The following is a 21,085-nucleotide window of genomic DNA, read 5'->3' as shown; positions in this document are numbered from 1 at the left end:
ACGGTCGTTATCTTCCCCTGTATGAACCTTCGCCTGCTCGCACTCGCGGGCGTAGTGGCGGTCACGGTCGCTCTTCCGTTGGCCGTGGCATCCGCAGGACCTGTCGGCGACGAGGGTCCTGCGGATGCACGTGCGTCCGAGCCCTCCGCACCCTCCGAGCCCTCCGGGCACTCCGAAAGTTCCGCACACGACGGTGACGGCGGCAGTGGAAGCAGCAGTGGCAGCGACAAGGGGTCGGCTCCCGACCCCGCGCGGTCGCCCCGGCTGCTCGGCCTCGGTCTCGCCACCGCCGCCCGCTGCGGCCCCGAACTCACCTCGGCCGACGGCATCGAGGCGCAGACCTGTGTTCTGACGCAGGGTGAGGAGACCTGGGCGCGCACCTACTACCGCAACGCGACCGGCGGCGAGCTGAGTTCCGTACTGAGCCTCATGGAGCCTGGCGGCCGCACGGTGCTGATGCGCTGCACGGTGGGCGCCGAGGACGACCCGGGGGCGTGTGAGACCCCGCGGGGGCGTACGACGGGGGATGTGGCGGCGTACGCGGCGGTCGCGGAGTTCGCGAGGGGCGGCGAGGACGGGCCGCTGCTGCTGCGTTCGGGGAGCGACTCGGCCCCGTAGGTTCGGGAGCAACTCGGCGCCGTAGCAGGGCGGTTGGCGCCGTACGGGATTCCGCACATGAAAAGACCCGGTTGCTGGCGACGGGGGATGCACCAGCAACCGGGCTACTCGAACGGTAACAAGAGATCGGCGGTTCGCAAATTCGGTCTTGGCTATTCGGACACGAATTTACCTGCCAGTACGGGGAGTTGTGACAGGAGTCACCTGTCCAGTGAGTCCTGACCGCCTGACCGGTCGGTCAGTTCCCCTGTCTGTGTGTCAGCTGAGTGTCACCTGTCGGTTGGTGAGGCCGCCGCGCGCCCGGCGCTCGTCCGCGGTGAGCGGTGCCTCCGTGGCCAGGGCGATGGTGAGGCGCTCGGCGAACTCGGCCGCCGGCTTCTCGACGTCGTCCGCCGTGACACCCGTCGGCAGGTCCCAGACAGGCACGGTGAGGCCGTGTGCGCGGAAGGAGCCGACCAGTCGGGTGCCCTCGCCGAGGCTCGACTTCCCGGCCGCGTGCAGCCGCGCGAGCGCGTCCAGAAGACGCTCCTCCGGGTACGGCATGACCCAGCGCAGGTGGTTCTTGTCGGGCGTCTCGCACCAGTAGGCGGCGTCGACGCCGGACAGCTTCACGGTCGGGATGGCGGCGGCGTTGGCCCGCTCCAGGGAGGCGGTCACCTCGGGCGACGCGTTCTCCGCGTCCGGCACCCAGAATTCGAAGCCCGGGTGCACAACTGGCTCGAACGCGCCCTCAGGGTCCAGGAGATCCTGGAGCCGCGGGCCGTCGGCCGGGGCGCGGCGGCCCTCGACCGGAGTGCCGGGCTGTGCGGTGAGCGCGCGCTGGAGGGTGTCGGCCAGGTCGCGGCTGATGTCGCCCGACGCTGTGTCGTTCTGCAGGCCGATCAGGACCGAGCCGTCGTCGCGGCGCAGCGCGGGCCACGCCATCGGCAGGACGGTGGCGAGCGTGACCGAGGGAACGCCCTCCGGCAGGCTCTCCCTGAGCTTCAGCTCGACGGTCGCGGCGGGCACCAGCTCGCGCAGCGCGATCCAGTCGCCCTCGCCCGCCAGTCCTTCGAAGGGGCGCTGCACCAGCTCGGTCGCTGCGTGTGCGGCGGCCCGGCCGTGGCAGGCCTTGTAGCGGCGGCCGCTGCCACAGGGGCAGGGTTCGCGTGCGCCGACCACCTGAACCTGTCCATCAGCGCCTCCGGCTCGGGCACCATCTTTCAGCTGCGGCTGCTTGGCCTTCGTCTGGGGTCGCTTCTTGGCCATCGTGGGTGTCTCCCGGTTACGGCTCGTCTCGTACGGCGCGAGCCTAGCCGTTCGTACGGGGGCCGACGGGACCCTGTGGACAACGCACCAAGTCGTCCCGGAACAGACGCTTCGGTCCAGGTCGGTGTCGTATCGGGCCTGCCGGATCGGCCTGCTCAGGCCAGATCGTCGAAGGCGTCCGCGAAGTCCGGGCCCGGTATCGAGGGCTGCTGCGGTATCAGCGGTTGCCGTCGCTGGGCCGGTGACGCGACGCGCGTAGCCAAGTCGTCGTGGCCCAGGTCATCGTGTCGGCGCGACGCCTTCACGTTGTCCTGGACGACGGCCCAGACCGTGATCTCACCGCGGGCGTCGTCCCGGACGCCCCAGTCCTTGGCCAGTGCCGTGATGATGTTCAGCCCGCGGCCGCCGTGCGCGGTGACCGATGGTGTGGCCGGAATCGGACGGGTCGGACCACCGCCGTCCGTCACCTCGACGGTGAGTCTTCCGGACGGATCGACACGCCACGCGGCACGGACGTCGCCGTCCCCCGCCAGGGCGTCGCCCAGCGGCCTGCCGTGCCGGCACGCGTTGCTGAGCAGTTCGGAAAGGATCAGTACGGCGTCGTCGATGACCGTCTCCGCTACGCCACCGGTACGCAGCTGATCCCGCATCCGGTGTCTTGCTTGCCCCACGCCCGCAGGGCCATGAGGTACGGCCATGCTTGACGACGCGGGCACCTCCTGTGCCACCACCAACGCCACCCCCGAGACCTCCTTTGCCCCACGCCACGGTGTGGATGCCCCTTTGAACTGGACCGGAAACCGGCCAATCCACGTCTGCTGACGCACTCGTAACGATCGAATACGGAGCGAACGCGCCGGTGCACTACGGGTAGTCGTGTGGCTGGTTTTCGATGGTTTCTTGTGGGGTTTTGGGGGATGGCTGGCTGAAAGTGTGCGGCCGCGTCAGCGGCCCAGCTGCCCCAGGACCGCGCGCGGGCGGTTGGTGATGATGGCGTCGATGCCCAGCTCAACGCAGAGGTCGACGTCCTCGGGCTCGTTCACCGTCCAGACGTGGACCTGGTGTCCGGCGCGTTTCAGGCGGTCGATGTACCCGGGGTGGCTGCGTACGATCCGCATCGACGGGCCCGCGATCCGGACACCCGCGGGCAGTCGTCCGTCGCGTAGCCGGGGCGAGACGAACTGCAGCAGATAGACCGTGGGCAGCGTCGGCGAAGCGGCCCGGACGCGGTGCAGTGAGCGCGCCGAGAAACTCATGACGCGTACGGGCGACGCGGCGGCGGACTCCGGGGCGTCCAGGCCGAAACGCTTCAGCAGGTGCAGCAGCCGCTCCTCGACCTGGCCCGCCCAGCGCGTGGGGTGCTTGGTCTCGATGGCCAGTTCCACCCGTCGGCCGGCGTCGGCGACTAGTTCGAGCAGCCGCTCCAGGGTGAGGACCGAGGTGTCCTCGCGGTCCCCGGGGCTGTACTCCCAGTCGGGGGACTCGTCGCGGTTCTTCCAGGCGCCGAAGTCCAGCGCCGCGAGATCGGCGAGCTCCAGGGCCGACACCGCTCCGCGACCGTTCGACGTACGGTTGACGCGGCGGTCATGGACACAGACGAGATGGCCGTCCGCGGTCAGCCGTACATCGCACTCGAGGGCATCCGCACCGTCCTCGATCGCCTTCTTGTACGCGGCCAGGGTGTGCTCGGGTGCCTCTTCGGAGGCTCCGCGGTGGGCGACGACCTGAATCGGGTGCTGTCGTGCATGGGTCACCGCGTAATGGTGCCACCGTCGAAGGGCAGGCGTGAGGGTGCATATGTCGAGAATGGGTTAATTTCGCCTGACAAGCCCTTTATAAAGGATGGCCTCGGACGCACAGGCACCGCTTATGGTGCTCTGACGCCCGGTGGGAAAAGCTGACGGCAGACAAGAGCACATGCACAGCTGAATCGTGCCGGACCGCCGACAAGTGTGAGCGAGCGTGACCGAGTGCGACCGATAACAACAGCCGTGGATCGAGGAGAAGAGCTGTGAGCACCGAGAACGAGGGCACTGCAGTACCCCCGGCCCCGTCCGCACCTCCTGTGCCGGTGGACACTCCCGCTGCTTCCGCGCAGACGGCCGCGCCGGGGGAGAGCGCGCCGACCGCGCAACTCCCGGCGGTGCCTCCGAGCGCCCCCGGCACACCGGAGCATGCACCGGCGTACGGCACACCGGGCCAGGCGCCGACGTACGGCTCTCAGGACCAGGCGCCGACATACGGCGCACCTGACCAGGCGTCGGCATACGGCTCTCCGGACCAGGCACCGGCGTACGCCTCCGTGGGCGCCGGGGGTCCTGACGCGCAGGGTCACGACTCCGGGGCCCATGGGGCCACCGGGCCTTCCGGGGCGCCGGTCTCCGCGGCCGAGGCGGGCTGGCCGCCTCCGCCGCCCGCCACCCCCGCGTACGCGGACGACGGCGGTTCGGGATCCGGCTGGGGCTCCTCCTACCAGCAGCCCGCCCCCAAGTCCGGTGGCGGACGCGGTGGTCTGGTCGCCGCGATCCTCGTCGCCGCGCTGGTCGCGGGCGGCGTGGGCGGCGGCATCGGCTACACGCTGGCCAAGGACAACGACGACTCCACGGGTTCGACGACGGTTTCCGCCCCGCAGAGCAGCGGTGATGTGAAGCGCGCCGCGGACAGCGTCGCGGGCGTGGCCGCCAACGCGCTGCCGAGCACGGTCACCATCGAGGCCGAGAGCAGCAGCGGCGAGGGCGGCACCGGCACCGGATTCGTCTTCGACAAGGAAGGCCACATCCTCACCAACAACCACGTGGTGGCGGACGCGGTCGACAACGGCAAGCTCACCGCGACGTTCTCCAACGGCAAGAAGTACGACGCCGAAGTGGTCGGCCACGCGCAGGGTTACGACGTCGCGGTCATCAAGCTGAAGGACGCGCCGTCGGACCTGAAGCCGCTCGCCCTCGGCGACTCCGACAAGGTGGCCGTCGGCGACTCGACGATCGCGATCGGCGCGCCCTTCGGTCTCTCCAACACGGTGACCACGGGCATCATCAGCGCCAAGAACCGCCCGGTGGCCTCCAGCGACGGCACGTCCAGCGCTGCCTCGTACATGAGCGCCCTGCAGACGGACGCCTCCATCAACCCCGGAAACTCCGGCGGTCCGCTGCTGGACGCACAGGGCTCGGTCATCGGCATCAACTCGGCGATCCAGTCCAGCGGCAGCCTCGGCGGCACCAGCCAGTCCGGCTCCATCGGCCTGGGCTTCGCGATCCCGATCAACCAGGCGAAGAGCGTGGCCCAGCAGCTGATCAAGACGGGCAAGCCGGTGTACCCGGTGATCGGCGCGTCGGTCTCCCTCGAAGAGGGCACCGGCGGCGCGAAGATCACCGACCAGGGTGCGAGCGGCTCCGCCTCGATCACGTCCGGCGGCCCCGCGGACAAGGCGGGCCTCAAGTCCGGCGACGTCATCACCAAGCTCGACGACCAGGTGATCGACAGCGGTCCCACCCTCATCGGCGAGATCTGGACCCACCAGCCCGGCGACACCGTCAAGCTCACCTACACGCGCGACGGCAAGACCCAGACGACCGACGTCACCCTGGGCGAACGCGAGGGTGACAGCTGACAGTAGGCGGCCGGCACGGCATGAACTGATCGGCATCGGAAGGGGTGCCCGCTGGTTGCGGGCACCCCTTCCGCGTGGGTTCTCCCCGGGCGCGGTGCCGCTCGTGCAGTCAGGTGTGCAACTCCCTCGTGCAACCAGTCGTACAACCAAAGGTCGGTCGCTGAAGTCGTACCCGGGATGCGCCGGACAGTCCGGCTGCGCTGGACGTGGAAGGCGGGTGGCTGCATGCCCCTGGCACGCAGACTGTTTCTGGGGAGCTTCACGGCGGGCGCGGTGACCGTCGCCGTAGGTGCTGCGGGGTCGGATGCCGCGGCGGCGGAGGGTGAGACGACGACGTTCGACGGGCCGGTGGTCGTCGAAGGGCCGTTGGCGGTCGCGGGGGCGGTGACCGGGCAGAAGTTCAGTACGAACGCCACGGCCAACTCCGCGTTCTTCAAGACGACTTCGGAGACGGATCACACGGTGACCGTCTATCAGGCAGGCACTGCCGGAACCGGTGCGGCACTGAACGTGGTCTCGGACAACCCGGGCACCTCGGCCATGTACCTGTCCGGCAAGGAGACCGCGCGCGGAACGCTGAAGATCGCCCACGTGGGGTACGCCGACGGATCGGACAAGAACGCCGCCGCCCTGTCGATCGACCTGCAGACCGCCGGGGCGGACGGGACGGCCGGGACAGCCGCCCAGGGCATCTACCTGACGGCCACCAACGGCGCCACCACCGGCAACCTGATCGCCTTGCGCAACAACACGGGCCTGGATGACTTCGTGGTGAAGGGAACAGGGCGGATCGGGGTCGGCATCGACCGGGCGGCCACACCGCGCGCCCAGGTCCACATCGTCCAGTCGTCAACCGCCCCGGCCGGCCTCCTGGTCGAGGGCGTGGTCCGGATCGCAAACGCCGCGGCCGTGCCGACGACCGTCGATTCGGCAGGCGGTGGCGCCCTGTACGCCGTGAACGGCCAGCTGTTCTGGCGGGGCTCCGCCGGCACGGTCACCCGTATCGCGCCGGCCTGAGCACGCGGGATCGGAGACGACGATGCAACTGACCCCTGAAGAGCTGGTGTCGGAGTTCCACGACGCGGTGATGGAGCTCTACTTCGCCAGAAAACGGATCGCGGCCCTGGAAGCGGAGAACGCCGACCTGAAGGCCCTGCTGTCCGCCGCCGCCGGACCCGCCGGGCCCCGCGTGGACCACCAGCCCACGACACCTCCCGAGGCCGGTACTCTGTAACCGCTCCGCCCCAGGTGGGCCGGGGCGAAGGTGGGTTGCCCGAGCGGCCTAAGGGAACGGTCTTGAAAACCGTCGTGGCAGCGATGTCACCGTGGGTTCAAATCCCACACCCACCGCGCAGGTCAGAAGCTATGCAGGTCAGAAGGGGTGCCACTCTCCGGAGCGGCACCCCTTCCGCGTGACCTTGTCTCACCCTTTCTCGCCCGTATCCCAGCTTTGACCAGTGTGTGTGGGCCATGTGTGGGCCAGGATCAGGGCCGCTCCCCCTCGTCCAGAGCGCGAGCGATCAGGCTGTTGGAGTGTTGCTGGCCTCCCTTAAGGATCTTCGCGTAGAAGCGGTACAGCACAGCGATGCTGTGGCCGGCGCGTGCGGCGACCTCCGCGGGGTCCACCCCCGACTTGATCCAGAGCGAGACTCCCGCGTGCCGCAGGGAGTACGGCACCGCGGCAAGCTCGGACTTCACCTCGCTGGGGGTGAGTACGGTTTTCCGGGCTCGTTCCCACATATCGCAGTATTCGGTAGACGCCACTCGTCCCCCACGTGCGGCCCGGAACAGGCGACCGTCGTCGGCCGTGCCGTATCGGGCGATGTGCTCTCGGAGTAGATGCACGAGAACGGGAGGGATAGGAACGGTGCGTGTTGCACCGCTCCTGCGTCGCTTCAGGCCGCGCTTCTCGTATGACGTGCCCTCATCCGTCCAGCCGCCGCCAACCTCCGGGCGGCTCTCTCCGAGAAGTAGTTCGCCCCACTCCTTCACGGAATCGGGGGAGTTCGGCGGGAGGGTGCAGTCGGAATCCTTGAGAGCGGCGATTTCACTGGGCCGCATGGCTGCGTAGTAGAGGCACCCGAAGAACGCATGCAGGTGCTTACCACGGGGTCCGGAGTCGCGAACGGCCCCGAGCAAGGCACGCGCAACGTCTGGGCCCGGCACGTACCGGAAATCGATCTCGTCGTCGCTCTCGTGTGGCGTCCAGTCCACCCGGGGCAGCGGGTTCGCTGCGAGGAGTCCCTTCTCCTCAACTGTGTAGCGCAGCACGTTGCTCAGCACCATGCGCTTGCGCCGGGCGGTGTTCTCGGCGGCCTTGCCACCATCCAGCCGGAGCGACAGTGCCTCCAGGGCAGGACGTAGAAGCGCAGGATCCTCCAAGTCCTTGACCTTGATGGAGTTGGCAGCAATCCACTCCAGGGCTGCTCGGATGTCGGCGGGCGGCTCCTCGACCACGTGACGCGACACCCAAGTGCCGTCGAGACCACGAACAGCCCGGAATGCCCACTGATACAAGGCGGTGCGCAGTACCGCGGCACGGGGCGCTCCGCGCTTGCTGGTGACGAGTACAGGGGTCACGACGGCGAGCGACTCCGCAATGCTGGCCCGGTGCTTAGCCGCGGCTCGCGGCCACTTCATCAGTACGTAGCCGGTGACGTGTTCGTACCAGGACGGAGAAGTGCGATCCCTCAATTCACCCGCAGGCAGGCCCGTTTCCTCGTCAAATTGCAGGTGGTCGCGCAGCGCGGCCATCAACTCCGATCGGCGCCCCTCAGCTTGCGGCTTGAGCTTGAAACTCCGGGAGTGGGGACGCTCACCGACTCGCCAACGCAGTTCCCAGGGCTTCGGGCGGCCAGCGCGCTTGCGGATGGACCAAATGTCGACGTCGTACGTGAGCATCTCTCTCCAGACAGAAGGAGGGGCCCGCGCTGAGCGCGGGCCCCGGTGAAGCGATCGGAATTACGCGGCGTGCTCCTCGCAGCGCTCCCACCACGCGTCGAGATCGGCGCGACTCACGCGCAGTTCGCCGTTGGGAAGCTTGTGGATTCGCGGGGCCTGGCCGCGGGCGCGCATGCGGTAGAAGGCCGCGCGGCTCATGTCGATCTCTTCGAGGACTTCGGCGAGTTTGAGCTTCTTGGGGCGGGCCATCGTTGCGACTCCTCGGCTTGGCCTTCTGGGGGATCCGCAACATCCGCCACGCCGCAACATTGCTGGTCAGCGGCTTGAATCTGTGGCGGATGCCGTTTGTGTTGCGGATAGATGCCGCCACGTTGGGTGCGTGGCGGCATCGGTGGGTGTGGCTGGTCAGCCGACGATGCGGAGTTGGCGTGTGTCGGTTTCCGCGGACATGTGGCGGGTCTCGGAAGGGGTATCCGCCACAGATTCACCCTCGTTGACCTGGGGTGTTGCGGCTGTTGCGGCTGTTGCGGATTCTCCGGGGGGAGGGGGGCAGTAGCGGGCCCAGGTGTCGCTGAGGTCTTCCGCGTAGTAGCCCTTGGGGGTGGTGCTGCCGACCCGGATGCCCTTGGGCTTGATGGGGCTGTTGTCGGGGCGCATGTACTGGCTCAGGAGCTTGGAGAGCCGACGGGCGGTGAGCGGTTTGATGGCCTGTCCGTCCTCGCTCATGTCGGCCCAGGGGGCGTCGTCGAGGGCGAGGAGGACTTCGAGGATGGCGGCGGTGGGCAGTTTGTCGACGCCGCAGAACACGCGGTCGCGCAGGTCGGTCAACAGCCGCACTCCGAGGGAGGCTTCGTCGCCGCTGCTCGCGGCCTGGATGAGTTCGACGCATGCGGCGCGGGCCCGTGCGGGCCAGTGGCCACCGGCCGCGTCCGCAACGGCGAGGAGCGGCTCCCACACGTCGGCCGGCCGGTCGGTGACGCCCTCGGGCATCTCCGGCCACGCCTCGGCGACCTGGTCGTGCAGGCCGGCGGTCCAGTCCGCGAGCCGGTCCCGCAGTACGTGACCCTGCTTCTCGTGAACGCGGCGCCGGTAGGGCTCGCACTTCTCGTTGCGTGCCTTTTTCCGCATGCGGATGATGACCGACCTGGTCAGGATCGTGTCCGGCAGCGAGCCGAGACCGGCCATGGCGACTGCGCAGAACGACGGGAGGAAGGCTGCCTTCTGGTCGGATCCGTCCCCGATACAGCGCAGGGACTTGGCGCCGCGCCGGTATCCGGAGTTGAGGAATCCGCGGACTTCCTCGTTGCCGCCTGCCTTGGGTCCGAATACGGTGTCGATCTCGTCGAAGAGGAGGGTGGGGGTGCCCTCATCTGCGGAGACGAGCCGGAACAGGGCGTTTGCGGAGGCGTTGACGGTGGTCGCCGCGCGCGGGGTGAGGGTCTCGATGATCTCCAGTGCCCTTGACTTTCCCGATCCCGGTTCGGGGCTGAGGAAGGCGATGCGGGCGGTGCCGTCGAGCGCGTCCATCAGGTGCGCGTGCGCGTCCCACAGGGCCACGGCAACGTAGGCGTGTTCGGTGGGGAAGACGTTGAAGCGGCGGTGGAAGGCTTCCACCTCGTCGAGCAGGGCAGCCCCGTCGATGGTGACCGGGGCGGGGGTCTCTGCGGTCATGCTGCGGCCCTTCCTTCCTGGGGGGTGCGGAGCGGACAGGTGTCGCGGTGGGCTTCGTGGCTGGCGATCAGGGAGAGCACTCGGGTGTGGCCGACGGCGCTGCGGTCCCAGCCGCACAGGCATTTCGAGGTGGCGGTGGGCACGGCGCCCCGTCGCGCGACGATGAACAGCCACGCCACGGGGTACCGGCCGTCGCCCCGGCGCGGGTCAGGGAGAGCAGCAGTGGGGACGCCTACGGCGACGCCCTTCGAGTCGCCTACGGCCGTGGTGTCCGCAGGCTGTGGAGCGACGTGCGGCCGGTCCGCGGGACGGGTAGGGCAATCCAGGTGGGGGGAGTTGGGGTCGGTCATGAGGCTGCCTGCCGTGGCGTGGCGTGGGTGATGACCCAGTCCATGGCGCTACGGATGGTGGTGCGGCACTCGGCCGGCGGGAGTCCGGTAGCCTCCCCCGCCGCCTGGATTGCCTGCTCTGCCGCGTCCCTCGGGAGGTGGCCCCACGCGACGAACCGCGCCACCTTGCAGGCGCTTTGGTGCAGCGTGTTGTTACGGCCGGTCGGCCCGCCCTCGGTCGCTGCCCGGATGACGGCGCATTCGCGGTCCAGCGCGGTGTTCGCGGCCCGTGTGCCGTCCCGAACGGGCGCCAGTTCCACGTGTGCGGACTTGGGCTGTTCGGTGAGCAGAGAGGCCAGCCACGCGGGCAGCGGGGCCACCGGAACATCGTCGAGGATCTCGTACGTACCGTCGGGCGTGACGCTGCCGGGGGCGACGACGTACCCGCCCCACGCGCGGGTGTCGATGTGCTTGCCGAGCCGGTCCGCGCTGCACTTCAGCCGCATCCCGGACGGAGCGGTGAAGTACAGATGCTCCCCACCGCGCGCGGTCCGCACCCGGTAGGTGCGGGGGACGGCCTGTCCGGTGCGCTCGCAGAGCGCCGCAAGGGAAATCGCGCCGTCAGGCGCTCCTTTCGGCTCTTCGGGCTTGCACACGTCCAGGTCGATGACGAGCAGTCCGGCAGGGCCGGTCGCGATACCCACGTTGTAGGGGCGGGCGCCCCATGTGGCGTGGATCAACTCGGGGTTGGTCGTGGCGCGCTGCTCAGGCTTGCGGTGCCCGGTCGCACAACGTCCGGTTCCCGGGCATGCACGCTCGGGGTGTCCGGCCGGCCGCTTGGCCCACGGGTGCAGGGGGATGACGGGCCAGTCGCGCTCAGCGGCCTCCAGCGCAGCGTTCAGCAGACGCGGCCGTAAGCCGCGTACTCGCCGGATGTCGGTCGGTTGGGTCATTCTGGATGTCTCCAGTTCCGTAGGTGGATGCTGGCTGGCAAGGGCGGCCCCGCTTCTTTGGCGAGACGGAGGGGCCGCCCTTGGCGTAGCTAGGTGCTCTTGGAGCGGGCGAGCTTGAGGGTGATGCCGCCGGCTCCGATGGGTCCGGCCGCGGCGGCGATGACGGTGAAGGTGTGGGCCGCGGCGTCGAGCAGGAAGCAGATGGCGGCGACCAGTCCCCAGCCGCCGGCGGCGACCGCGCCGGCGATGGCGAACGGGACGACGATGCGCTGCCACGGGATGCCGGGCGGGGTCGGGTTGACGACGTAGACGACCGGCTGTCCGGTCGCCTGTGCGCGCTGGTAGAGGTCGGCCGGTATGTGCGGGGCCATCTGGCCGGGCGGGGTGTGCTGGCTCATTTGTGGCTCCCTCGGGGTATGCCGCGGGCCCGCGGCAACTGGTGGCGCGGGCCCGTGCGGTGGGGTGTGTGCTTGTCGCGTTGCTTGTCGTCTCTCTTGTCGTGCGGCTTGTCGTCTGGCTTGTCGCTTGTCTTGTCTTGTCGCTTGTCGCCTCCCAGGCCACAAGCCGTTTCCGGGGCTCCAGGCACCGGAAAGCGGCATGTGGTGAAGCGGGGACGACAAGCGACAGGCGATCAGTCGTCGGACGCGTGGGAGCGGTGGATGTAGCGCGCTTTGGTGCCCTCACCGACGCGTACGGCGGTGCCGTCCCGCATCCACGTTTTCAGCCAGCCGACGACCGTCTGACGTGTCGTGCCGTACTGGTCCGCGAGCGCGCGGGCGATCGCGGATGCTCCGGTGCCTTCCCGTCCGGCGGCGAGCAGCGCGGCGAGCGCGGCCTGTTGCGCGGGGCTGTCCTGCTCGCCCCGCAGCGCCGACAGATTCAGTCCAGCCGGCCGGTCCGCCCCGTCGCCCCCATCGGCGGTGTGCGGGTCGGATGCGGTGCCGAACTCCGCGTCGATCTCCTCACGGAACCGGCGCGCCAATTCCTCCTCAGCCGACTCCGGTTGCGAGCTGTTCAGCGCAGACAGGCGCAGCGCTCCCGGAACGCCCGACGCCACGTCGCCGGCGTCGTCTGCCACGACCTGATCGCGCATCCATGCGGTGCGTTCGGCATCCCAGCGCCGGGCGTAGGCGGGGCCGGCGGCCTTGGCGGACACGTCGTCGAGCATCGGGTGCCGGTCGGAGGTCGCGGCGGTGATCTCCCGGATCTGGTTCGGGAGGATTCGCCACGCCTTGAACAGCGCGGCCGGGGATTCGGGGGTGCCCATGAACCCGGCTCCCTTGTGCGGGGCCTGGTCCACCCGGAGTCCGCGGGTGCCGGGGAACATCTTGCTCAGGTCCATGCCCTCCGTCTCACCCCCGGTGAGGGCGACGCGAACCTTGGCCTCCCGGCGGATCATCAGGTTGCTCAGCACGCTGCCGGTCGCCCCGAGCGCGGTGAGGACGGTGCGTACGCCCATGGCGCGGGCGATTCGGATCACTTCGAGGATCTTTTCCCCGAGCTTGCGGATCTGCCGGTCCGGGCTGGCCAGGATCTCCGCGCCCTCGTCGATCACGAGCATGATCTGAGGAATCCTGGCGCTGATCGGCAGGAGGTCCGTGTTGGCCTTGGACAGCAGGTCCTGGTAGCCCATCTTGCGCTGCTTCGCGACGCGCACAGCCACATCCAGCATGGTCATGGCTTCGTCGAAGGTGCCGGCGAGCCAGTCGACGCCGGGGCGGACGGGCTTGCCGTCCTCCCGTGCGAGTTCACCGTTGAGCGCGGGCAGCACCCAGGGCAGGCCGGCCGACCCGGCGTTCAGGTCGATCACCCACGTGAGGACGTCTTCGGCACGGGCGAAGCCGGCGAGGATCGCGTGGACCATGTTCGTCTTGCCCGAACCGGTCGGACCGACGATCAGGGCGCACTGCTCACGCAGGTAGGCCAGGATCTGCGAGGCATTGGTGCGGTAGCCCCACGGGATCCCGGTGTGCACGGACAGGGTGCCGTAGTCGCTCGGGTAGGTGCGCTCTTCTTCCAGGACGTTGACCGTGGTCACGTCGATGATGACCCGACCCTGGTCGACGCCGGGGGATGCGGTGGCGGTGCAGCCGTGCGGCAACCGCGCATCCGCGGACAGCCGCGGCGACTCGGACGCAATCCTGTTCCAGGTGGCGCCGCCGGACGGGAGTTGGGCGTCGATGGAGAAACCGGCACCGGTCTCCCACATCTCCACACCCAGCACCCGCACGGTGATGGAGCACACACGCTGGATGCGGTCGACCCATTCCGCGGCGATCGCGCGGCGCTCCGCGGACAACTCCGCGGCGACCTGGCGCTGTTCGACCGCGAGGGACTCCTCTTCCCGCGCCTCCTCATACAGCGCAGCCGATCGCGCGGCAGCGCCGATACCGACACCGATGGTGGCGAGCGAGCCGAGCGCGGCCCACGTGAGGGGGCCGCTGGTCATGGCCCACGTAGTCCATCCGGCTCCCACGAGCCAGGACGCGGCACGGGTGGCGAGGGTGCGGCCGGCGTTGCGTACCCGCAGGCCAACGACGGTGTGTCCCAGGGTGCCGGCGGCACCGACCGCGAGTGCCCAGCCGGGGGGCATGGCGGTGGCGGCGCCGGCGGTGGCGACGGCGAAGGCTCCGGTGGTCGCGGACAGGGCGCCGGTCACAGGTCCGTGACCGGCAGCCCAATCCAGCACCGGGCCACTGCTGTTGTTCTTCTTGGCGGTGGCGGTGGCGCTCATTTCAGACGTTCCAGCCCTTCTCTGCCTCGGGGCCGTTGCGGGGGTCTTCATGGCGGGCGATGTCCTGCTCGTGCGCCTGCCGGAACAGCGGGCCCATGTCCTCAGCGACCGCGACCGCGCTCATCACGGCGCCGAAGATGTCGTTGAAGCCGTCCGCAACTTCCTTCTCCAGCGGAAACTCGGAGTCGGAGCGCTCCGCGAGGATCTTCATCACGTTCGCCACGCAGGTCAGCGCGGCGGGCAGCCCTTCGACCATGGCGAGGATCTCCATGGCGTTCTCGGGCTCGTACTGGTTGGCGGCCTGCTCCATCTCGGATGCAGCCTCTTCGAACCGGAATCCGGACACGTGCTCTCCCTCACTCACCTCGGGGACCGTGCTGGTAGGAACCTTCACCGCAGGGCGCTCGACGCTGTCCGCGACGCCCTGCGTACCGTCCTGCTTCGCCTCCGCATCCGCGGCTGCCTCCTGCTCACGCAGGGACTTGCGCGTTGTCTCATCCCGGCCCGCACGCAGCTCACCCGCGCTCTGCACCATCCGCCGGAACAGGCGCCGGCCAGGATGGATGAGCCAGGGCAGGCGAAACTTGCGGCCGATCGGGCTGGTCAGAAAGCCGAGCAGGCCAACCGGCAGCGCCAGCAGTGCGGCCAGCAGACGACGACCGTGGAAGCGGGCCGCCGAACGGCGCAAGGCCTGACGTGCTGCCTTGCGGGCAGGGGCCTTACGGACCTGCCCGCGCTGCGCGGCGATGGTGCCGCCGGTTTTGGCGTCGCGCCGGGCGCGCTGCTTGGCGACCGCAGCGTCCCGCGCGGCACGCGCCTTACGGGCCGTGCCGCCCATGAGGCGGCCCGCCAGACCAGGACGCTTGCCCAACCGGGCGTTGCCAGCGGCGGCTTTGGCATTGCGCCGGGCGTCCGCGACCGCACGACGCGCGTTGGTCGTCTGCGCCCGCTGCCCGCCGCGCGAGCCTGCCGCGGCCTGCTGTGCGGCACGCAGGGCTTTGACCTGCCCGACCCTGCCCGCAGCCTTACCGGCGCTCGCCGCGTGCTTGGACGGGCCGGGGCCGCCCTTGCCCTGCGCCTTTTTGCTGGTCGCGGCGCTGCCGTGACCAGTGGCCGGGCCGGTGCTACGGCGGTGTTGGCCGGGCGCCTTGCCCGACCGGCCACCGGCACGACCGGTGCGAGAGCCGGCGGAACGGCTTCCGGAGCTGCCGCGTGTGCCGGAACCGCCGCTCCGCAGCCCTGCGGTACGGGCAGCGGAACGGCCGGCAGCACGGGCCGCCGCCCGGCGTGCCTCGCGGCGCGGGCTCGCCTTGCGGGAGCGGGTGGCGGCGGCCATGCCGAGCACGACCATGCCGGTAGCGGCCACGGCCGCGGCGATCGGCCCGCCGACCAGGGACGCGGCGGCGACTGCGCCCACGGTGCTGTTCGCCCCGGACAGGGCGAGCGGCACGACGGGCCACCCACCGGGCGTGTGCTCTACCTCCTTCACGTCCTTGGCCGTGACGGGCGGGGTGTCAGGGGGCAGGGGTGGTGTGGTCGGGGCAGCCGGTATGGCTACCGGTTCAGTGCTGAGTTCCGTCATGCTGTGAGCACTCCTTAAGGGGAGTAGGGCCCGGCCGGTTGCTGTAGGAGGCGGTGGCCGGGCCTGCCGAATCGGGGTATGTAGCCGCAGCTCAGTGAGTGCGGTGCGGGTGGTGGGCGGCGATCTCCTGCCAACGCCTGTTTTCCGCGCTGTCCGTGTGGGTGAGGCTGACGCTGAAGTCGCAGCCGGGCCGCGCGCAGCGGTGCGTGGTCGTCGACCAGGCACCGATCACGCGGAACAGCAGGCTGGAGAAGGTGGCCACGCAGGACAGGCAGCAAGCCAGCAGCAGCGAGACGGGCACGCCGTAGCCGGACAGCCGCACACCGATCACGATGGCCAGCGCCGCACTGACGGCGACGGCGCCCGTGGTGAGGGCGCGCTGACGTGTGTCTTTCACTCGAACTCCCTTGCAGAATTGGGGTGTTCAGGCGGCGCACTGTTCCTCGGGGTAGGCGCAGGGCACGCACATGCCCAGCGAGGACGGGATGACGTATCCGGCATCCGTCCGGCACTTGGGGCAGGTGCGGCGTGCGGTGTTCGCCTTGGCCAGCGCGGCCCGTTTCGCCGGGGTCATCGGGCGGACGGGCTTGGCGCAGTCGAGGCGGTAGAGGTAGGCGACCAGCGGGCCGCGCCGGTAGCGCGGACGCAGCACTTGGGCCGCCACCGGCTGACCACCCGGGCGTAAGCCGCGGGCCCGTAACTGGCGGAAGGTGGCGTAGCCGTCCGGGGCGCACCGCCACGGGAAGGTGGGAATGCCGTGACGGGCGCCGTTCGGGTCGAAGCACTTGGCGTACGAGTACGACATCGCTCGGCTCTCCCACTCAGCCGGCGATCGCGGCGGGCAGGTCGGCCAGGTGCGGCTCACGGGCCTTGACCCGTCCGCGCGCGGTGCGGGCGGTCGACTCCGACGCCCCGAGCCCGATCTCTGCCATCGCCTGCGTCATCCGGGCGGTGCTCGGCTGCGTGAAGTCCGTTCCGTACAGGGCCCGGACCAACTGATCCACCCGGTTCGGGTAGACCACCGGCGCGCACAGATCGACGGCCGTCGACCGCGCGTCGACGGGCACCGGCTCCGGGATGACGGGCGTCGACGGTGTGTCGACGCCCTGCCGTCCCGCCGGAAGTTCCGGCACCGCGTGCGCCCCGGTGACGGGCTCCATCGGCCGGGTGGTCGGCGGGCGGTCGACGCTCACCATGACGGGCGTCGAGGGTGCTTCGACGCCCGGCGGCGGTGGATTGACGCCCGTCAAAGAGCGTTGGGCGAGGTAGGCGTGCACCTGCCGCATCAGTGCCCCGAAGGCCAGCAGCGCGGCGATCGGCGGTACCGCGGCGACCACGTAATTGAGGGCGTTGGCATCCTTGCCGACACCGGCCACGTTCAGCGCGATGGAGGCGCCATCTCCTGCGGTGACCAGGCCGATTGCCCACCAGTCGACCCGGTGGGCGAGCGAGGCACGCAGGATCAACAGTTCACCGATCACGATGAACAGATCCACCGTCGCCGGCCACGCCCACGAGCGCGCCACCGCATCCGCCATCCCGTGCTGGGCGGCGACCTCCTGCAAGTGCTCGTAGGAGAGCCAGAACGCCACCGCAGTCAGCAGCACCGTGAGCACCGCCGCGAGCGCGGTAATGGCACGGTCCACACTGACGGGCGTCGACGGCACTTCGACGGGCGTCGACCCGGCGTCGACGCGGGCCGCGGCACTCATGCCGCACCCGCTTCCGCCGGCACCGGGGCGTCGACGTCGCCGTAGCCGATCAGCTCCAACTCGGCACCCGCGTAGGCGGCGGTGGTGCGCAGGACGCACGTACGGCCGCCGTTCTGCACCCGGTAGTTCACATCCTCGGCAGCGGCGCCCAACGCCTCGCGCCACGCCTCGAACCCGGGCAGACCGGAGTGGAGCGACAGCTCCAACCGGTCCGGGTAGATGGTCGAGATGCTCACGGTCGGCGCCGGCAGGTGCCCCAAGTCCACGGCCAGCAGACGCAGCGCCCGCAGCGGCACAGCCAGGTCGTCCAGCGTCAGGTTCTCGCTCACGCTGCCACCGCCGTACGCACCGCGTGACGCAGCACCGACGGGCGCACCGACGTCCGGCGCGCCTGGCGAGCAGCGGCCCGCGCGTCCTTCAGCGGGCTCGTGCGCAACAGCGACTCCGCGAATGCCGCGGCCTCCGGGTCCGACTCCCGCAGCTCCGCGAGCACTTCGCGCGCCACGTCCAGCCGCGCCGCCCGATCACTCTCGGACTCGATGGCCAGGCCGGTGAACAGCTCCAGGTCGATACCGAACGCCAGCTCAGCGAACTCTGTCGGGGTAACGGCTTCATGACCAGCAACGATGAACTTCATGGGTCGTGTCTCCTTAGTGGGTGGAACGGCCCGAACAGCGGCCTCGGTGCTCGAACACCGGGGCCGCGCGCCGTTGTGGAGTCAACAAGTTCCGGCTCCCTGCAACCCCGTCCGTACGACCGCGAAGGCCGGACGGACGGAGGAGGCAACCGACCGCAGCCAGCCCGAGAGCCGGGCGCGGCGGCAAGTTGTTGAGCGCGCGGCCGTGGCCGCGCGGTTCGTCTTTTCGAATTGGGCAGACGGGGCCCGCGATCTTTGCCCTTGTCTCACCTGTGCGGGATGGATCACGTGTCCGCCCCGTGGGGGGCGGCGGGGGAAAAGGTGCGTGCGAGTCGCACAGGCAGGGCCTACGGCTTGTCACTGTTGCCTGATCCGGTTGACCAGAGGACGCAACCTGTGTGGCACCCCTCCGCAGATCTCTTGCTCGAAGGCGCCGGCGCGTCGTAGCTCCGGGAACATTTGTTTAGTTTTCAATCAAACGAACGCTGCCTTTGTACCGACCCCTCCGAGGGGGGCTTTCCTCCGGGCGCTATGCATGCAGGTCAAAGGGCCAGTCGGCAAACCGACCTAGGTCGCTTGCCGTTGATGTGAAAGCTACCTAGGTCACTTGCGAGCCGTCAAGAGCTCGGGCGACCTGATTTGAAGCGACCTAGGTCAAGTACTCTTTCGGGGTGGACTCACAGCCGAAGAGGAAGCCCAACGCCCGCGAAATCGCCGCCAGGCTCAGAGACGAGATCGCCGCCGGAACGTTCGGGCCCGGCGATCGCCTCCCTGGCGGTCGGACCTACGCCAAGAAGCTCGGCGTCTCCCTGATGACCGTGCAGAACGCTTACACGCAGCTCCGAGAGGAAGGGCTGGTGGAAGGTGTGGCGGGGAGCGGTACCTACGTACGTGATCCGTCCCCGGACGAGCCGGCGCCCCGTGAGTCGGCGCAGCGCCTGAACGACCTGCAAACCGAGCTGACGCGAGTCTCGACCGAACTCGCTGGTCTGACCAAGCGCGTGATGCAGCTTGAAGACGCGGTGGGCCCCCTTGGGAAGGAACCCGGCGCTTAGCGTCTGCCGTGGCGTGTTCGTCGTCATGTCTTTAGCGTGTCCTGCCCGGCGCTCCGTGAGTACGTACTCCCGCTGCCCCCGCACCGAACTAATTCGAACTTTGGCTGTCTAACGGGGTGTTGGCGGGTCTCCAGCGGCTGCAAGACTGGCTGTATGGCCGAACTCAACGGAAAACCCGCCACGCTCGAAGACCTCCAGAGCCTCGCGCTCACGAACTACGGGCACTTCACGTCCATGCGGATGGAGGACGGCACCATCCGGGGCCTCTCGCTCCATCTAGACCGCCTGGCGAGGGACTGCCACATCGTCTTCGGTGTCGAGTTGGACCGAGAGCGGACGCTCGACTACATCCGAAAGGCAGCCGACGGTGTGACCGGGGTTGCCGGACTCCGCGTCACTGTCTTCGATCCCGAACTCGACATGGGACGCCCCAGCGACGCCGAAGATCCGCACATCCTTGTGAACCTGCGGCCGGGGGGCGCCTTGTCGCCGTCACCCCTCACTGCCAAGACCTTCACCTTCACCCGCGACAACGCAGAGGTGAAGCACATCGGTCTTCATCCGCAACTCCGGCTTCGCCGTGACGCTCAACTCGCGGGATTCGACGACGCCGTGTTCGTCGAGCCGGACGGTCGGATCTCTGAGGGCGGCACTTGGAACCTGGGATTCGTCGACCAGGACGGGACGGTCATTTGGCCGGACGCCCCCGTGCTCCCTGGCACGACGATGCTCCTGCTTCGAAGCCTCGAAGCTCCGAAGCAGATCACCGCCCCGGTACGGCTCGCAGACGTCCCGAACATGGCCGCCGCATTCGCCACGAACACGACGATCGGCGTGCGCACCGTGAGTGCACTCGACGACGTGCAGTTCCCGCAGGGCCCCCCTGCGCTCGACGCGCTGCGTGAAGGGTATGTCGGCATTCCCGGTGACCGCCTGTAGGCGCGTGTCGCCACCTTCTCCCGGAACGGCGATTCACAACAGAGGTAGCCATGCCACTCGTTACGAAATGGACCGGACGTGAAGTTAAGGCACTGCGTGAAGCGGTACGCATGAGCCTCATGGAGTTCGCGGAGAAGCTCGGCGTATCCGATCGCATCGTTTCCCGATGGGAGGCAGACGGCGAGCAGGCCACCCTGCGGATGGTGAATCAAGCAGCCTTAGACACTGTGCTCGCCAAAGCCGACCAGGATTCTCAGGGTCGCTTTGTCGGCATCCTGGCGGCGGATGACATCCCTGCGCAAGCGGTCATCGAACCCGATGAAGATCAGACGAGTAGCGGCGAGTACGTGAAGCATCCCGGAGACGGGAAACTCATGGCGCAAATCCCAGAAGGGATCTTCCTGTCAGGGGAGGATGACGACCCGGTGTGGGTGGATGAGTTCCACATCGACACCTTCCCGACCACCAACGCCGACTATGCGCGGTTCTGCGCGGCCACCCGGCATCCAGCGCCTGAGCATTGGCAGAACGGCCGATGTCCGCGTGAGCTATACGACCACCCGGTTGTGCACGTGACGTGGCGAGACGCGAACGCGTACGCAAAGTGGGCGGGTAAGTCGCTCCCGACGGCCGAACAGTGGGAGAAGGCCGCGCGTGGAACATCCGGCCGGACCTTCCCGTGGGGCGACCAAAAGACGGCCGCTAAGTGCAACGTCCGGGAGGCCGGGGTGGAGGGTACAACTTCCGTCTCCCGCTACCACAGCGGCGTTTCCCCATATGGGGTCTACGACATGGTAGGCAACGTGTGGGAGTGGCTCGCGACGCCGACCAAGCCGGGGCGGTACGAACTCCGCGGCAGCGCATTCACGAGCCCGCTGTTCCGGGGGGCGCCCGCTGTCCCCAACGACGCCAACGACACGATGCGCGATGATGACACCGGGTTCCGTTGTGCCGCGATTCCCGAGCAAATGGCGCTCCGCCGGAATTAAAGATGTCCCGCTTAGAACCTGCTCAAGGCTGAGGGGGACTTATCGGATCCTGCACGTCTAGCGGTAGGTAGAAGTTTCACCTTGGGGGGTAGGAATCAACGCGCGGA

Annotated in this window: 23 protein-coding genes and 1 tRNA gene; 8 read left to right on the top strand and 16 right to left on the bottom strand. The window is 69.0% G+C overall.

Features of this window, described 5'->3' with window-relative positions:
* The first annotated feature begins 21 nt into the window (after nucleotides 1-21).
* The gene (locus tag AB0N66_RS29560) at nucleotides 22-618 is read left to right on the top strand and encodes a hypothetical protein (protein ID WP_365440677.1); all 597 of its coding nucleotides are present in this window, start codon (nucleotides 22-24) and stop codon (nucleotides 616-618) included.
* Between the two features lie 258 nt (nucleotides 619-876).
* Here AB0N66_RS29560 and AB0N66_RS29555 read toward each other — a convergent pair whose 3' ends face one another.
* The 3 genes from AB0N66_RS29555 to AB0N66_RS29545 all read right to left on the bottom strand — a co-directional run bounded on the left by AB0N66_RS29555 (nucleotide 877) and on the right by AB0N66_RS29545 (nucleotide 3,620).
* The gene (locus tag AB0N66_RS29555) at nucleotides 877-1,866 is read right to left on the bottom strand and encodes a DUF5926 family protein (RefSeq protein WP_365440675.1); all 990 of its coding nucleotides are present in this window, start codon (nucleotides 1,864-1,866) and stop codon (nucleotides 877-879) included.
* A 155-nt stretch (nucleotides 1,867-2,021) separates the two neighbouring features.
* Nucleotides 2,022-2,693, bottom strand: a complete 672-nt coding sequence (locus tag AB0N66_RS29550) for an ATP-binding protein (RefSeq protein WP_365440673.1) — start codon at nucleotides 2,691-2,693, stop codon at nucleotides 2,022-2,024.
* A 117-nt stretch (nucleotides 2,694-2,810) separates the two neighbouring features.
* Entirely contained in the window at nucleotides 2,811-3,620 is an 810-nt protein-coding gene (locus tag AB0N66_RS29545) for a glycerophosphodiester phosphodiesterase (protein WP_365440670.1), read from the bottom strand.
* A 257-nt stretch (nucleotides 3,621-3,877) separates the two neighbouring features.
* Here AB0N66_RS29545 and AB0N66_RS29540 point away from each other — a divergent pair, with 257 nt between their 5' ends.
* The 4 genes from AB0N66_RS29540 to AB0N66_RS29525 all read left to right on the top strand — a co-directional run bounded on the left by AB0N66_RS29540 (nucleotide 3,878) and on the right by AB0N66_RS29525 (nucleotide 6,826).
* Nucleotides 3,878-5,476 carry a trypsin-like peptidase domain-containing protein gene (locus tag AB0N66_RS29540; protein ID WP_365440668.1) on the top strand — a complete coding sequence of 533 codons (1,599 nt, stop codon included), beginning with the start codon at nucleotides 3,878-3,880 and terminating at the stop codon, nucleotides 5,474-5,476.
* A gap of 177 nt (nucleotides 5,477-5,653) precedes the next feature.
* Nucleotides 5,654-6,493: a hyaluronoglucosaminidase gene (locus AB0N66_RS29535; RefSeq protein WP_365440666.1), complete on the top strand. Its 840-nt coding sequence runs from the start codon at nucleotides 5,654-5,656 to the stop codon at nucleotides 6,491-6,493.
* Between the two features lie 22 nt (nucleotides 6,494-6,515).
* The gene (locus AB0N66_RS29530) at nucleotides 6,516-6,710 is read left to right on the top strand and encodes a hypothetical protein (RefSeq protein WP_365440664.1); all 195 of its coding nucleotides are present in this window, start codon (nucleotides 6,516-6,518) and stop codon (nucleotides 6,708-6,710) included.
* Between the two features lie 29 nt (nucleotides 6,711-6,739).
* Nucleotides 6,740-6,826, top strand: a tRNA-Ser gene (locus tag AB0N66_RS29525).
* Nucleotides 6,827-6,961: 135 nt separating this feature from the next.
* On the opposite strand, the gene AB0N66_RS29520 is transcribed toward AB0N66_RS29525, so the two are convergent.
* The 13 genes from AB0N66_RS29520 to AB0N66_RS29460 all read right to left on the bottom strand — a co-directional run bounded on the left by AB0N66_RS29520 (nucleotide 6,962) and on the right by AB0N66_RS29460 (nucleotide 17,995).
* Nucleotides 6,962-8,377, bottom strand: coding sequence for a tyrosine-type recombinase/integrase (locus AB0N66_RS29520; protein WP_365440662.1), 1,416 nt, complete (start codon nucleotides 8,375-8,377; stop codon nucleotides 6,962-6,964).
* Nucleotides 8,378-8,437: 60 nt separating this feature from the next.
* On the bottom strand, nucleotides 8,438-8,626 hold the full coding sequence (locus AB0N66_RS29515; RefSeq protein WP_365440660.1) for a helix-turn-helix domain-containing protein: 189 nt from the start codon (nucleotides 8,624-8,626) through the stop codon (nucleotides 8,438-8,440).
* Between the two features lie 156 nt (nucleotides 8,627-8,782).
* Nucleotides 8,783-10,048 carry a DUF3631 domain-containing protein gene (locus tag AB0N66_RS29510; RefSeq protein ID WP_365440658.1) on the bottom strand — a complete coding sequence of 422 codons (1,266 nt, stop codon included), beginning with the start codon at nucleotides 10,046-10,048 and terminating at the stop codon, nucleotides 8,783-8,785.
* Complete coding sequence (locus tag AB0N66_RS29505) at nucleotides 10,045-10,398, bottom strand: hypothetical protein (RefSeq protein ID WP_365440656.1); 354 nt, start codon at nucleotides 10,396-10,398, stop codon at nucleotides 10,045-10,047. Before AB0N66_RS29505 ends, AB0N66_RS29510 begins: the two co-directional genes overlap by 4 nt.
* A complete protein-coding gene (locus AB0N66_RS29500; protein ID WP_365440654.1) occupies nucleotides 10,395-11,330 on the bottom strand; it encodes a bifunctional DNA primase/polymerase in 936 nt (311 codons plus the stop codon). Before AB0N66_RS29500 ends, AB0N66_RS29505 begins: the two co-directional genes overlap by 4 nt.
* An 89-nt stretch (nucleotides 11,331-11,419) precedes the next feature.
* Nucleotides 11,420-11,728, bottom strand: coding sequence for a hypothetical protein (locus AB0N66_RS29495; protein WP_365440652.1), 309 nt, complete (start codon nucleotides 11,726-11,728; stop codon nucleotides 11,420-11,422).
* 233 nt (nucleotides 11,729-11,961) lie between these two features.
* Complete coding sequence (locus tag AB0N66_RS29490; protein WP_365440650.1) at nucleotides 11,962-14,064, bottom strand: hypothetical protein; 2,103 nt, start codon at nucleotides 14,062-14,064, stop codon at nucleotides 11,962-11,964.
* Nucleotide 14,065: 1 nt separating this feature from the next.
* Nucleotides 14,066-15,646, bottom strand: coding sequence for a hypothetical protein (locus AB0N66_RS29485; RefSeq protein ID WP_365440648.1), 1,581 nt, complete (start codon nucleotides 15,644-15,646; stop codon nucleotides 14,066-14,068).
* Between the two features lie 91 nt (nucleotides 15,647-15,737).
* Complete coding sequence (locus tag AB0N66_RS29480; protein WP_365440646.1) at nucleotides 15,738-16,043, bottom strand: hypothetical protein; 306 nt, start codon at nucleotides 16,041-16,043, stop codon at nucleotides 15,738-15,740.
* Nucleotides 16,044-16,070: 27 nt separating this feature from the next.
* The gene (locus AB0N66_RS29475; protein WP_365440644.1) at nucleotides 16,071-16,451 is read right to left on the bottom strand and encodes an RRQRL motif-containing zinc-binding protein; all 381 of its coding nucleotides are present in this window, start codon (nucleotides 16,449-16,451) and stop codon (nucleotides 16,071-16,073) included.
* A gap of 16 nt (nucleotides 16,452-16,467) precedes the next feature.
* Nucleotides 16,468-17,358 (bottom strand): DUF2637 domain-containing protein, encoded by an 891-nt coding sequence (locus AB0N66_RS29470; protein ID WP_365440642.1) that lies wholly within the window; start codon nucleotides 17,356-17,358, stop codon nucleotides 16,468-16,470.
* Nucleotides 17,355-17,687 (bottom strand): hypothetical protein, encoded by a 333-nt coding sequence (locus AB0N66_RS29465; protein ID WP_365440640.1) that lies wholly within the window; start codon nucleotides 17,685-17,687, stop codon nucleotides 17,355-17,357. The genes AB0N66_RS29470 and AB0N66_RS29465 overlap by 4 nt, the downstream gene beginning before the upstream one ends.
* A complete protein-coding gene (locus tag AB0N66_RS29460) occupies nucleotides 17,684-17,995 on the bottom strand; it encodes a hypothetical protein (protein ID WP_365440638.1) in 312 nt (103 codons plus the stop codon). Before AB0N66_RS29460 ends, AB0N66_RS29465 begins: the two co-directional genes overlap by 4 nt.
* A 671-nt stretch (nucleotides 17,996-18,666) precedes the next feature.
* On the opposite strand from AB0N66_RS29460, the gene AB0N66_RS29455 reads away from it, so the two are divergent.
* From AB0N66_RS29455 to AB0N66_RS29445, 3 genes are all read left to right on the top strand, one after another.
* Nucleotides 18,667-19,050 (top strand): winged helix-turn-helix domain-containing protein, encoded by a 384-nt coding sequence (locus tag AB0N66_RS29455; protein WP_365440636.1) that lies wholly within the window; start codon nucleotides 18,667-18,669, stop codon nucleotides 19,048-19,050.
* 153 nt (nucleotides 19,051-19,203) lie between these two features.
* Nucleotides 19,204-19,989, top strand: a complete 786-nt coding sequence (locus AB0N66_RS29450; protein WP_365440634.1) for an aminotransferase class IV family protein — start codon at nucleotides 19,204-19,206, stop codon at nucleotides 19,987-19,989.
* Nucleotides 19,990-20,039: 50 nt separating this feature from the next.
* The gene (locus AB0N66_RS29445; RefSeq protein ID WP_365440632.1) at nucleotides 20,040-20,978 is read left to right on the top strand and encodes an SUMF1/EgtB/PvdO family nonheme iron enzyme; all 939 of its coding nucleotides are present in this window, start codon (nucleotides 20,040-20,042) and stop codon (nucleotides 20,976-20,978) included.
* The last annotated feature ends 107 nt before the right edge of the window (nucleotides 20,979-21,085 follow it).

This window comes from Streptomyces sp. NPDC093544 (assembly GCF_040683495.1).
In the GTDB taxonomy this organism is placed as follows: domain Bacteria; phylum Actinomycetota; class Actinomycetes; order Streptomycetales; family Streptomycetaceae; genus Streptomyces.
This window is presented reverse-complemented; position numbering and strand designations above follow the sequence as displayed.

Bases quoted from the DNA above. Each gene is read 5' to 3' on its own strand.
- AB0N66_RS29505 (WP_365440656.1), bottom strand. From the start codon at position 10,398: ATGACCGACCCCAACTCCCCCCACCTGGATTGCCCTACCCGTCCCGCG.
- AB0N66_RS29555 (WP_365440675.1), bottom strand. From the start codon at position 1,866: ATGGCCAAGAAGCGACCCCAGACGAAGGCCAAGCAGCCGCAGCTGAAA.
- AB0N66_RS29445 (WP_365440632.1), top strand. From the start codon at position 20,040: ATGCCACTCGTTACGAAATGGACCGGACGTGAAGTTAAGGCACTGCGT.
- AB0N66_RS29460 (WP_365440638.1), bottom strand. From the start codon at position 17,995: ATGAAGTTCATCGTTGCTGGTCATGAAGCCGTTACCCCGACAGAGTTC.
- AB0N66_RS29510 (WP_365440658.1), bottom strand. From the start codon at position 10,048: ATGACCGCAGAGACCCCCGCCCCGGTCACCATCGACGGGGCTGCCCTG.
- AB0N66_RS29520 (WP_365440662.1), bottom strand. From the start codon at position 8,377: ATGCTCACGTACGACGTCGACATTTGGTCCATCCGCAAGCGCGCTGGC.
- AB0N66_RS29485 (WP_365440648.1), bottom strand. From the start codon at position 15,646: ATGACGGAACTCAGCACTGAACCGGTAGCCATACCGGCTGCCCCGACC.
- AB0N66_RS29535 (WP_365440666.1), top strand. From the start codon at position 5,654: ATGCGCCGGACAGTCCGGCTGCGCTGGACGTGGAAGGCGGGTGGCTGC.
- AB0N66_RS29500 (WP_365440654.1), bottom strand. From the start codon at position 11,330: ATGACCCAACCGACCGACATCCGGCGAGTACGCGGCTTACGGCCGCGT.
- AB0N66_RS29475 (WP_365440644.1), bottom strand. From the start codon at position 16,451: ATGTCGTACTCGTACGCCAAGTGCTTCGACCCGAACGGCGCCCGTCAC.
- AB0N66_RS29560 (WP_365440677.1), top strand. From the start codon at position 22: ATGAACCTTCGCCTGCTCGCACTCGCGGGCGTAGTGGCGGTCACGGTC.
- AB0N66_RS29530 (WP_365440664.1), top strand. From the start codon at position 6,516: ATGCAACTGACCCCTGAAGAGCTGGTGTCGGAGTTCCACGACGCGGTG.
- AB0N66_RS29470 (WP_365440642.1), bottom strand. From the start codon at position 17,358: ATGAGTGCCGCGGCCCGCGTCGACGCCGGGTCGACGCCCGTCGAAGTG.
- AB0N66_RS29490 (WP_365440650.1), bottom strand. From the start codon at position 14,064: ATGAGCGCCACCGCCACCGCCAAGAAGAACAACAGCAGTGGCCCGGTG.
- AB0N66_RS29450 (WP_365440634.1), top strand. From the start codon at position 19,204: ATGGCCGAACTCAACGGAAAACCCGCCACGCTCGAAGACCTCCAGAGC.
- AB0N66_RS29495 (WP_365440652.1), bottom strand. From the start codon at position 11,728: ATGAGCCAGCACACCCCGCCCGGCCAGATGGCCCCGCACATACCGGCC.
- AB0N66_RS29515 (WP_365440660.1), bottom strand. From the start codon at position 8,626: ATGGCCCGCCCCAAGAAGCTCAAACTCGCCGAAGTCCTCGAAGAGATC.